9 protein-coding genes are annotated in these 11,006 nt (G+C 70.6%); 4 read left to right on the forward strand and 5 right to left on the reverse strand.

The genetic code is table 11. The features are described from left to right. Positions 1 to 144: 144 nt before the first annotated feature. Complete coding sequence (locus ACWDZ7_RS09110) at positions 145 to 972, forward strand: SDR family NAD(P)-dependent oxidoreductase (RefSeq protein WP_451796028.1); 828 nt, start codon at positions 145 to 147, stop codon at positions 970 to 972. Positions 973 to 1,115: 143 nt separating this feature from the next. Continuing rightward, positions 1,116 to 2,645 (forward strand): carboxylesterase/lipase family protein, encoded by a 1,530-nt coding sequence (locus ACWDZ7_RS09115; protein ID WP_451796029.1) that lies wholly within the window; start codon positions 1,116 to 1,118, stop codon positions 2,643 to 2,645. Between the two features lie 8 nt (positions 2,646 to 2,653). Here ACWDZ7_RS09115 and ACWDZ7_RS09120 read toward each other — a convergent pair whose 3' ends face one another. From ACWDZ7_RS09120 to ACWDZ7_RS09135, 4 genes are all read right to left on the reverse strand, one after another. Beyond that, a complete protein-coding gene (locus ACWDZ7_RS09120; RefSeq protein ID WP_451796030.1) occupies positions 2,654 to 3,142 on the reverse strand; it encodes a (2Fe-2S)-binding protein in 489 nt (162 codons plus the stop codon). A 16-nt stretch (positions 3,143 to 3,158) separates the two neighbouring features. Then, positions 3,159 to 5,477: a molybdopterin cofactor-binding domain-containing protein gene (locus tag ACWDZ7_RS09125; protein ID WP_451796031.1), complete on the reverse strand. Its 2,319-nt coding sequence runs from the start codon at positions 5,475 to 5,477 to the stop codon at positions 3,159 to 3,161. 48 nt (positions 5,478 to 5,525) lie between these two features. Then, entirely contained in the window at positions 5,526 to 6,746 is a 1,221-nt protein-coding gene (locus tag ACWDZ7_RS09130) for an oxygenase MpaB family protein (protein ID WP_451796032.1), read from the reverse strand. A 62-nt stretch (positions 6,747 to 6,808) separates the two neighbouring features. Continuing rightward, on the reverse strand, positions 6,809 to 8,032 hold the full coding sequence (locus tag ACWDZ7_RS09135; protein ID WP_451796033.1) for an oxygenase MpaB family protein: 1,224 nt from the start codon (positions 8,030 to 8,032) through the stop codon (positions 6,809 to 6,811). Between the two features lie 170 nt (positions 8,033 to 8,202). On the opposite strand from ACWDZ7_RS09135, the gene ACWDZ7_RS09140 reads away from it, so the two are divergent. Together ACWDZ7_RS09140 and ACWDZ7_RS09145 are read left to right on the forward strand one after the other, a co-directional pair. Next, positions 8,203 to 8,862, forward strand: coding sequence for a TetR/AcrR family transcriptional regulator (locus tag ACWDZ7_RS09140; RefSeq protein ID WP_451796034.1), 660 nt, complete (start codon positions 8,203 to 8,205; stop codon positions 8,860 to 8,862). 56 nt (positions 8,863 to 8,918) lie between these two features. Next, entirely contained in the window at positions 8,919 to 10,061 is a 1,143-nt protein-coding gene (locus tag ACWDZ7_RS09145; RefSeq protein WP_451513708.1) for an acyl-CoA dehydrogenase family protein, read from the forward strand. 21 nt (positions 10,062 to 10,082) lie between these two features. Here ACWDZ7_RS09145 and ACWDZ7_RS09150 read toward each other — a convergent pair whose 3' ends face one another. Further along, entirely contained in the window at positions 10,083 to 10,997 is a 915-nt protein-coding gene (locus ACWDZ7_RS09150) for a sucrase ferredoxin (RefSeq protein ID WP_451796035.1), read from the reverse strand. Positions 10,998 to 11,006: the final 9 nt, after the last annotated feature.

An 11,006-nucleotide genomic window follows, 5' to 3' on the forward strand; every position in this document is an offset into this window, starting at 1 on the left:
CCGACGTGACCACCGGCACGGCACACCGGGCACCAACATCGTCCGCCCGGCTCGCACCGGTCATGCGGACGCACGGGCGGGGGGCGAGTTCGGCGCAGATGTGACCTGGTTGGGCTAGGCGGTCCGTCCGCATATGTTGGCGACATGACATACGCAGCAGTCACCGCCGACAGCACCGCCGGCCCGACCGCCGGCACCGCCCTGGTCACCGGAGCCTCCCGCGGCCTCGGCGCCGTGATCGCCCGACGTCTGGCGGCCGACGGACACCCGGTCGCCGTCTCCTACCGGTCGGGGGCCGAAGCGGCCCACACGGTGGTCGCGGACATACGCGCGGCGGGCGGGACAGCCGAGGCGTTCCCCGCCGATGTCACCGATGACACCGCCGTCACGGAACTCGTCGCGGACGTCACGGCCCGGCTCGGGCCCGTCACCACCCTCGTCGTCAACGCCACGGGTCCGCAGCCCCAGTTGGACCCGGCGGAGGTGTCCTGGGAAGACCATCTCGACCAGCTCACGTTCTTCGTCAAGAGCCCCACACTGCTCATGCGGGCGGTGCTGCCGGGCATGCGCGGACGCGGCGGCGGCCGGATCGTCCAGATCGGCTCCGACGTGCTGGAACGCGTACTGCCCGAGATGTCGGCGTACACGGCCGCCAAGGCCGCCCAGCACGCCCTGACCGAGTGCTGGGCCCGCGCGCTCGGCCCGTACGGGATCACAGTGAACACCGTCGCGCCGGGCTGGATCCCGGTCGAGCGGCACGCCGACGCGAGCGCCGAGTCACTGGCCGCCTACGCCGCCGACGTGCCGCTGCGCCGCATGGGCCGACCGGAGGACGTCGCCGCCGCCGTGGCCTTCCTCGCCTCACCGCAAGCGGCCTTCGTCACGGGCGAGCGCGTCAAGGTCAACGGCGGGCACACGCTCGGCCAGAGGGCCCGGTGCGATCTGGACGCCCTGAACGACCGGACGCCCTGAACGACCGGACGCCCTAAATGAGTGGACCGGCGGCTCGCGGCGGCGGGATGCTTCGCGGTGACCGGCCGCCGGTGAAACCGCCTGACGGTGCTCGGTCCACTGACCGGCCCACTGACCGTGCTCGGCCCACCCGAGGGGAAGCCATGTCGACCGTCACCGAGTCCGCGCCGTCCGAGCCCGAAGTCCGTACGGCCGCCGGAGCGCTGCGCGGCAGCCGCGAGTCGGGAACGGCGGTCTTCCGCGGCATCCCGTTCGCCGAACCGCCGGTCGGAGCGCTCCGCTTCGGCGCGCCGAAGCCGGCGCGGAGCTGGGACGGCGTGCGCACGGCGATGTCGTACGGCCCGCCGCCCCCGCAGTCCAGCGTGTTCGGCATGGACGAACTGTCCCGGGAGACGGCGGGGGACGACTGGCTGACCGTCAATGTCTGGTCGCCCGAACCGTACGCGGGAGCGGGACTCCCCGTCATGGTGTGGATCCCCGGCGGCGCCTACGTCTTCGGCATGTCCTGCCTCCCGGAGTACGACGCCGCCCGCCTGGCCGGGCACGGCGTCGTCGTGGTGACGTTCAACTACCGGCTGGGCATGGAGGGTTTCGGGCAGATCGAAGGGGCCCCCGCCAACCGGGGTCTGCTCGACCAGGTCGCCGCTCTGCGGTGGGTGCGCGACAGCATCCGGGCGTTCGGCGGCGACCCGGACCAGGTCACCGTCTTCGGCCAGTCGGCGGGCGCCGGATCGATCGCCGCGCTGCTGGCCATGCCACGGGCGGCAGGGTTTTTCCGCCGGGCCGTCGCACAGAGCGTCCAGGGCACGTACTTCTCGCCCGGGCTGGCCGCCGACATCGCCGCCGCCTGCGCCGGTGAGCTGGGGTCACGCCCCACAGCGACCGACTTGGCGACGGTGGCTCCGGCCCTGCTGCCCGCCGCCGGTGACGCGGTCGCCGCGAACATGAGCCGGTGGCGGGAGCGCTGGGGGCAGATCACGCACCGGCCGATCCCCTTCTCTCCCGTCGTCGACGGCGATGTCCTGCCGGTCACTCCCTGGCAGGCGCTGGCCGCCGGTGCCGCCCGTGACGTCGAACTCGTCGTCGGCCACACCCGTGACGAGCACCGGCTGTTCACCGTGATCGACGGCCTGCTCGGCCAGGTGACGCGGGAACACGCCGATACCGCGCTGCGCATCCTCGCGCCCGGCCAGGAAGGCGCACGGCGCTACCGCGAGGGTTTCCCGGCCGCGGACCCGCAGGAACTGTACGAACTGGTCAACGCCGACTGGCTGTTCCGCATGCCGTCGCTGCACCTGGCCCGGGCGCGGCTCGCCGGCGGAGGCCGCGCCCACGTCTACGAACTGACCTGGCCCGCCCCGGGCATGGACGGTGCGCTCGGCGCCTGCCACGGCCTCGACGTGCCGCTCACCTTCGGCAACCTGAGCAGCGGACAGCCCGCCCTGCTGATCGGCGCATCCCCCTCCGAGGAGGCGGAGGCGCTGTCCGCGCAGATCCGCACCGCGTGGACGGCGTTCGCCACGCACGGCGACCCCGGCTGGCCCGCGTACGACGCCGAGCGACGCCTCGTACGGCTCTTCGACGCGCGACCGACGGTCACCGCCTACCCGGAGGAGACCTCCCGACTGCTGTGGCAGGACCACGACTTCCCGGCGCACCCCCTGATCGACTGACCGGATGATCAGCTGCCCGGCTGCATCTTCCGGGCACCGGCCCTGATGGCCTCGCGGATGCGGAAGTACGTACCGCAGCGGCAGATGTTGCGCAGGCCGTCGAGGTCGGCGTCGGTGATGCCGCGGCCCTCGGCGGCGGCACGGCGGACCAGGGCCACCGCCGCCATGATCTGGCCCGGCTGGCAGTAGCCGCACTGGGCGACGTCGTGGTCGAGCCACGCCTGCTGCATGGGGTGCAGATCCTCGCCGACCGTGGCCGGCAGCCCTTCGATGGTGGTGACCTCGTCGGTGGGCTCCAGGTCCTTGACGGGGATCGCGCAGGGATTGACCGCTTGGCCGTTGAGGTGGCTGGTGCACGCCTTGCAGACGTTGATACCGCAGCCGTACTTCGGTCCGGTGATGCCGAGGATGTCGCGCAGCACCCACAGCAGGCGCACGTCGTCGGCGACGTCCACGGTGACCCGCTCGCCGTTGACGCGGAAAGTGTGCTCAGGCACTCAGGTCTCCAAGCTCTCAGCGGGCGTGGTCCAGGCCGTCGGTGGGGGACGGGGGGATGGGCGGGACGGTGGGTTTGGGGGTGAACGAGAGCGTGCCGTGATTGATGGGAAAACTGGTGGGCATCGCTCCGGTCGCGCGGCCGTACGCGCAGGCGACCGCGGCCATCGACGCGGCGACGCCCAACTCCCCGGCGCCGCCGGGCTCGTCGGAGGTGCTCGGCATGACGATGATCTTCAGTTCGGGCGGGGTGTTCCACTGCCGGGTGTAGAAGTAGTTGTCCCAGCTCGCTTCGAGGAAGTACCCGTCACGCAGGTGCAGGCTGGAGGTCAGGGCCAGCGCGATGCCGTCCATGACGCCGCCCATCATCTGCGCCTCCAGACCGCGCGGGTTGACGGCGAGGCCGACGTCCACCACGAAGACGGCCTTGGTGACGCGTGGTCCGCCCACGCCGTCGCGGATGGGCCGGCCGACGGTCCCGGGCCGGCAGTCGATCTCCACAAGGGCGGCGCTGACCGCCTTGTACTCGGCGTGGAAGGCGATGCCCTGCGCGGTGTCGGCCGGCATCCGCCGCCCCCAGTCGCCGGCCTCGGCGGCCTTCTCCAGGACCGCGCGGGAGCGGTCGTCGCGCAGGAAGTCGTGCCGGAACCGGTAGGGGTCCTTGTCCATCCGCGCGGCGACCTGGTCGACGACGAGCTCCCGGGCGCAGGTGACGTCCGGGGAGTAGACGTTGCGCATGCTGCCGGTGTTGAAGCCCTTGTCGGTCTCGCTGAGCAGCCGGCTGTTGAGGCCGAAGTCGTACGACATGGTCTGGCTGAGCTGGAAGAACGTCTCGGAGAAACCGATGTCGCCCACCGGCAGCCGCGCGGCCAGGGCGGTGATGATTTCGCCGAGCCCGTGGCCGAGGTCCGTGGAGACACTGGTGTGCCGCTGCTTGTAGCTCAGCACGGTGTCACCGGCGTAGGCGACGCGTACCCGCGAGGTGGCCATCGGATGGGCGCGGCCCTGGCGGGAGTCGTCGGCGCGGTGCCACATGAGCCTGACGGGCTTGCCGACCTTCTGGGAGACCTCGGCGGCTTCCAGGGCGGCGTCGAAGAACAGCTTGCGCCCGAAGGAACCGCCGCCTTCGGTGACGTGCACCGTGACCTTTCCGAGCGGCAGCCGGAGCTTGGCGGCGATGGCCTGCTTGGCGACGATCGGTGACTTCAGCGACGACCAGATCTCGGCACGGTCGGACCGCACGTCGGCGATCGCGCAGTTCGGCTCCAGCGCGCTGTTGCTGCGGAAGTGGAAGGTGAACTTGCCCTCCACGGTCGGTGTCGGCGGCCGCAGCCCGAGCGGCAGCTCCGCGGCCGCCAGCTCCTCGAGTACCGTCTCGTCGGACTCGCCTTCGGCGGTGCCGGGTCTCCAGGACACGCGCAGCGCGCGTACGGCGTCGATGCACTGGCCGAACGTCTCGGCGCGCACCGCGACCCCGGTGGAGATCACCACGACATCGGTGACGCCCGGCATGCCGCGGACCTCGGCGAGGTTGGCGACCGGGCCGACCTTGCCGTTGATGGTCGGCGGGCGGCACACCATCGTCGGCCTCGCGTCCGGGACGTCGAGGTCCATCGCGAACTTCTTGCGCCCGGTCACCGCCTCCAGCGCGTCGACGCGGTTGTGCGGCTTGCCGATGACGGTGAAGTCCTCGCGGGCCGTGAGTTCCACGGGCATCTTCCGGGTGCGGGTGCTCGCCGCCTTCTCGGCGAGCGCGCCGATGCCGATGCCGTCGCGCCCGCCGGAGCGATCGGTGACCACTCCGGCTTTCACCGTCAACTCGCCTACGTCCGCGCCGAGTTGCCTCGCCGCCGCCTCCAGCAGTCTCCGCCGGGCGATGGCGGCGGCGATCCGGATCGGGGTGTAGGTCGAGATGGTCGTGTTCGATCCGCCGGTGAGCTGGTTGAACACCAGCTCCGGCCGGGCATCGGCCAGCGTGACCCGTATCCGTTCGAGCGGTACGTCCATCTCCTCGGCGATCAGCATGGCCGCCGAGGTGGTGATGCCTTGGCCCACCTCGGCCCGCGGCAGCGCGAACGACACCGTGCCGTCCCGGTTGACCTCGACCGTGATCAGACCGGAGGTCGGCAGCGCCGCCGCGGTCATCAGGTCGTTGAGGTCGAGCAGGTCCGTGATGTCGGGCGACGGCAGCCGGGCGTCGGCTGTCGGCGGTCCGGCTTCCGCCGTCGGCGCGGGGCCCAGCTCGGCGGCGGCCACCAAGGTCGGGGCGGCGAGGACATAGCCGAGGAATCGCCGCCGGCCGACGGCGGCCCGGCCGTCCTTCTCCGGTTCTCTCATCGTCCGGTCCACTCAGGACTCGGGTCAGGACTCGGGTCGGGTGTCGGGTCAGGACTCGGGGCGGTTGACGACGGGGATATCAATCTTCGTCTCCTTGCCTTTGGTGAGATAGAACAGGATGTACTTCCGGGCGGCCTCGTCGATGATCCAGGCGGTCTCGGGCACCAGCGGCAGCGGGATGAGGCCCTCGCGGAACTTCACCAGGGCCGGCCACGCTATCTTGATCGCCGGGCCCCAGACCGGCTCACGCGGGATCTCGTCCCAGTCGGCCACCTCGTCGCCGACCAGATAGCGGGCGAGCGCGTTGCACAGCGGCCGGCTGACGCTGCCGGGGCTGGTCTGCTCGGCGAGCTGCCCGAGCAGGATGTCGGTCAGTTCGACGCCCTCGCGGGTCGGCCCCATGGCCGGGGGGAGTACCTGGTCCGACTGGGCGTTCGCCGCGTCCCAAGTGGCGGGGATGTACTCGTCCTTGATGCCGAGCATGTGCGCGGTCACCTGCCACACGTGCAGATACGCCGCGGACTCGGCCCTGGTGATCGGCACCTTCCACTCGCGCATCCTGCGCATGGCGAAGGTCGGCAGGGTGTGCCAGGTGACCAGCATGTCGTTCTGGCTGATCGGTATGTCGTCGCCCCAGTGCGGCGACTGCCGCAGCAAGTGCCGTACAGCCGCATGCACCAGACGCGTCTTCACGGCGTTGACCACGCAGTTGCCGCCGGGCCGGTACGCGTCGAGGGCACCGACGGCGAATCCCAGGATGCTCGTCTTGGCGACGCGGTCCTCCATGTCCGCGCCCCCCTTGGAGTAGTAGACCGCCCGCGCCTCCTTGGGAATGGCGGTACTGAGCATGCCGCCGCCCACACCGTTGAGCAGGTTGAGGTAGAGGCCCCTGGACTTGTTGAAGTCGGCGGCGGTCTCCAGCTTGGCCCGGTCCGCCCACGACGGCAGCCGACGCGCCTCCTCCATGAACGTCCGCAGATCCCGGGGCAGACCGTCGGGCAGCGGCTGGTCGTTCCGCTCCCAGTTCCACAGGAGGCGGTTGACCTCGGGTACGGCACCGCGGTCGAGCAGGGAGGCGACGAGGGGATCGGCCTCCTCGTCCCACACCCACCGGGGGTCGGCACCGGCACCGGAACCCGCGACCGAACCGCTGGGCGACCAGGACCAGTTCATGGGGCGCGCGTGGACAGGGGAGGCCATGTTCCACGCTCCGAGCGCGCCCAGGGCCCCGCCCGCGGCCAACATCTTGCGTCTGCTGAGATCCGCCATGTCCTGCACTCCTCCTTGAGTTCCTTGAGCTCCTTCAGTTCCTTCAGTTCCTTGAGGCCCGCTCAGGACGGGCGGTTGGTTTCCGGGATCTCGATGCTGATGGGCCGCGCTTCGGACAGGAAGAGCAGGGCAGCCTTGCGCAGGAACTCGTCGAACGTCCAGTAGGCCTTCGGCGCCAGCGGGAAGGGGAGCAGGCCCTCGCGTACGGCGACGAACGGGCCCCAGGCCGTCTTGAGCAGCGAGTCCCAGATCACCTCCCTGGGAATGTCCAGCCATTCGGCGATCCGGTCGCCGAGCAGGAAGCGTGTGAACGCGCCGAGTATGGGCTTGCTGAGGATGCCGCCGTCGACCGAGGAGCCGAGGTCGAGGAGGATGTGGGCCAGCTTGACTCCCTCGGGCGTCGGCGCGAGGACAGGGTCCAGGACCTGCTTCGCCTGGGCGTCGGCCTCGTCCCACGACCCCGGGATGTACTCGTCCTTGATGCCGAGCAGGTGCCCGCCCAGCTGCCACGAGTGCAGGAAGGCGGCGGACTCGGCGGCGGGGATCGGCACCTTCCACGCGGTCAGCTTCTGCATGACGGTCGTGGGCAGGCTGTGCCACGTGACCATCATGTCCCGCTGGCTGATCGGGATCTCCTCGTCGGCGACGTCGGGCCAGTGCGGGGACTGGGGCAGCAGATGACGCACCGCCGCGTGCACGAGCCTGGTCTTGACGCAGGTCACGATCATTTCGCCGTCGGGCTGGTAGGCGTTCCGGGACCCGATGTCGTACCCCAGTTTGGCGGTCTTGGAAATGCGGTCCTTCATGTCCGCGCCGCCCTGGGAGTAGTAGACCGCGCGTGCCTCCTTGGGGATGACCGTGCTCATCATGCCGCTGGCCAGGCCGTACAGCACCCCCAGGTAGAGGCCGCGCTTCTCGTTGAACTCGACCGCCGTGGCCAGCTTGCCCCGGTCGGCCCACGAGGGCAGTCGACGGGCCCGCTCCATGAAGTCCCGCAGGTCGGCGGGGAGTCCGGTCGGCAGCGGCTGGCCGTTCTTGGTCCAGGTCCGCAACAGCTTGTTGACCTTGGGGACATCGCCCCGGTCCAGCAGGGAGGCGACCAGCGGGTCGGCCTCCGCGTCCCACACCCACCGCGGGTCCTCGCCTGCCCCGGAGCCCGCCACCGAGCCCTTGGGCGACCACGTCCACGGCGTGCGTGCCTGCGCGGGTGTCGCGGCGCCCAGCGCACCGAGTGCGCCCAGCGCTCCGCCCGCCATCAACATGTCGCGTCTGCTGAGTCGGTCCATTGCTGCGAACTCCTCACGTGCTGCTGATGCTGATACGCTGAAACGCGTTGTGTATCCACGTATCCCCAGAGGAGCACAGACGAGGCATGAACGCCAGAGGCTTCACAGAGTCCGGGAAGGCGACTTCGGACCCAGGGAAGGCAACCGTGGAACCCGTACTGTCGGCCCTCATGAACCCTTCGGACTCCCAGTCACTGCTGGAACTCGCGTTCACCGAGGCCGTCGAAGGCGTCGACCAGGACGACGAGGACATCGCGCGCATCCTCGACGCCGCTCACGAGCAGTTCTGCCGCATGGGCATCAAGCGGTCCACCATGGCGGATGTGGCGCGGCTCGCCGGTGTCTCCCGGATCACCGTCTACCGCCGGTTCGCCTCCAAGGAGGCGCTGGTCGAGCAGGTCGTGCGGCGCGAGTTCCGGCGGTACTTCGACCAGTTCATCGTCGACATCCAGGACGCCGAGACCGTCGCCGACCGCGTCGTACTGGGTTTCGTCAGCTCGCTGCGGGCGATCCGGAGCAACCCCCTCATCGGCGGCCTGCTGGCCGCCGAGCCGGACGCCGTCGTGCCGTCCATGACCAGCGACGGGGGCCGGACGCTGGCCGTCGTACGGCAGTTCGTCGCGGGCAGGCTCCGCAGGGAGCAGCAGGCGGGCGGCGTATCCGGCGACGTGGACGTGGACGTCGTGGCCGAGATGATGGTCCGGGTCTCCGCTTCCTTCCTGGTCGTCCCCAGCCATGTCATCGACCTCGACGACGAGGAGCAGGTGCGCGCGGTGGCCCGCCAGTTCCTCGTCCCGATGCTCGACCCGCCGCGCCCCGCCCGCGCGTAGCGCGCACGCGGCAGGCCCTCGTCCGGCATGTCCAGATCCAAGGAGGAACCCAGATCATGCCCAGAGTCCTCAACGACGAACGCCGAGACCTGGTCAGGGCGGTAGGCGACTTCTGCCGCCGCGAGTGCGGCACCAAGGAGCAGCGGGACAAGCTGACCGCGGGCGGTCAGGAACCGCACAACCAGAAGCTCTACGAGAAGATGGCCGGGCTGGGCTGGCTGGGCATCGCCGTCCCCGAGGAGTACGGCGGCGCGGGCCTGGGCATGACGGACCTCTGCCTGTTCCTGGAGGAGACCTCCTACGGGCTCGCACCGATCAGCGGCTTCGGGACCACGATCATCACGGCGGCGGCGTACGACAAGTTCGGCACCGAGGAACAGAAGCGCGTCGTGCTCGGTGGTGTGGTCAAGGGCCGCGTCGAGGCCGTCTCGATGTCCGAACCCGGCGCGGGGTCGGACGTGAGCGCGCTGACCTGCCGCGCGGAGCGCACCGACGGCGGCTATCTCGTCAACGGGCAGAAGACCTGGTGCTCCAACGCGCACTTCGCCGATCACATCCTGCTCATCGCCCGCACCTCGCGGGAGGAGTCCAGGCACGCGGGACTCACCCAGTTCATGGTGCCCACCGACGCCGAGGGCCTGCGGATCAGAGGCATCGACACGATGGGCGGCCGGGAGGTCAACGACCTGTACTTCACCGACTGCTTCGTGCCGGACTCGGCGGTCGTCGGCACACCGGGCCGGGCCTGGACGCAGCTGATGGCCGGGCTGAACCTGGAGCGGATGATCCTCGCCGCGCTGATGCTGGGTGTCGCCCGGCGGGCGTTCGACGACACCCTCGCGTACGTACGGCAGCGGGAGCAGTTCGGCCGGCCGGTCGGCTCGTTCCAGGTCCTCAAGCACCGCATCGCGGACATGGCCACCGAACTGGAGTGCGCCCGGCTGCTCCTCGACGACGTGGCGGCGACGATCGACGCCGAGCCCGGACGCGTGTTCGCCCGCGAGGCCTCCATGGCCAAACTCAAGTGCACCGAGCTGGCCAAGCACGTGACCCTGGAGGGCATGCAGATGATGGGCGGCTACGGCTACGCCACGGAGTACGGCATGGAGGCCCTGCTGCGCTCGACCGTCGTGTCCACGGTGTACGGCGGGACGAGCGAGATCCAGCGGGACATCATCGGCAAGACGTACGGGCTGTAGGAGGCCGCCCGCCGCAAAAGCTCAGTCGACGCGGATCGACGTGGCTTCGTAGACGACGGCCGAACTCCCTGTCGGGCCGCGGCAGGTCAGCCGGCACGGCGGTGTGCGGTGGGAGCGCACCTCGACGTCGAAGGCCGTCGGACGGGGCGGGTGATCGGTGACGCGGATTCGCCAGCGGTCGCGGTAAGGCTCGTGTTCGTGTTCGCGCACGGTCTCGACGACCGCGTAGTCGTGGCGGCCGGCCGGGCCGAAGCGTCTGAGCAGGGCGGCCACAGCGGCCTGCTGCGGCGGGAAGAGATCCGTGTACCCGCGCAGATGCTCCGCATGGACGCGGCCGGCCAGATGCTCCGCGACCACTGCCACGGAAGAGCCGGCGTCGAGAGCGCCGTAGTAGACACCGTCGGGCGCGACGACGACGTTGGCGGCGAACCTGTCGCCGCCCACGTGGGTGCACTCCCACACCAGGTGCGGCCAGCGCTCGCTCAGGGCGCGCCCCACGGGCCTGCCGCGCACGGCGCAGCAGGTGTCGTGCTGACCGTGGGCGCAGACGAGGACCACGGGCGGACAGCCGAGCCGTCCCGGGGCCCCAAGAGCGCCGGTGATCTGCGCCAGGTCCTCGTCACGGCTCCATGTGCCCCATTCCTGCCGGTGGGCGCCGGAGTTCTCGTAGCGCAGTACGGCCCAGCGCCTGGCGCCTCCGGGTGCGCGGCGCCCGTGCCGCCTGATGAGAAGCACGCGCGCCCGCACCGCCTGGGCGGCGGAGAACACGAGTCTCTTGGTGTCGGGCTCGAGATCGAGGCCGTCGAAGCCGTTGGGTGGCCAGCCGCCTCGGTACTCGATCAGGACCCAGACACGGCCGTACGGTGCCGTGCCCGCGAGTGGGTCGCCGCGTGTCCGGGCGGCATCGGCGCAGAAGAAGCGCTCCGCCGCACTCACCGGGGCCAC

It is taken from the genome of Streptomyces sp. NPDC003032 (genome assembly GCF_053591415.1).

What these genes read in the sequence shown, in the direction of transcription:
- ACWDZ7_RS09110 (WP_451796028.1), top strand. Translation starts at nt 145, where the DNA reads ATGACATACGCAGCAGTCACCGCCGACAGCACCGCCGGCCCGACCGCC.
- ACWDZ7_RS09115 (WP_451796029.1), top strand. Translation starts at nt 1,116, where the DNA reads ATGTCGACCGTCACCGAGTCCGCGCCGTCCGAGCCCGAAGTCCGTACG.
- ACWDZ7_RS09125 (WP_451796031.1), bottom strand. Translation starts at nt 5,477, where the DNA reads ATGAGAGAACCGGAGAAGGACGGCCGGGCCGCCGTCGGCCGGCGGCGA.
- ACWDZ7_RS09130 (WP_451796032.1), bottom strand. Translation starts at nt 6,746, where the DNA reads ATGGCGGATCTCAGCAGACGCAAGATGTTGGCCGCGGGCGGGGCCCTG.
- ACWDZ7_RS09135 (WP_451796033.1), bottom strand. Translation starts at nt 8,032, where the DNA reads ATGGACCGACTCAGCAGACGCGACATGTTGATGGCGGGCGGAGCGCTG.
- ACWDZ7_RS09140 (WP_451796034.1), top strand. Translation starts at nt 8,203, where the DNA reads ATGAACCCTTCGGACTCCCAGTCACTGCTGGAACTCGCGTTCACCGAG.
- ACWDZ7_RS09145 (WP_451513708.1), top strand. Translation starts at nt 8,919, where the DNA reads ATGCCCAGAGTCCTCAACGACGAACGCCGAGACCTGGTCAGGGCGGTA.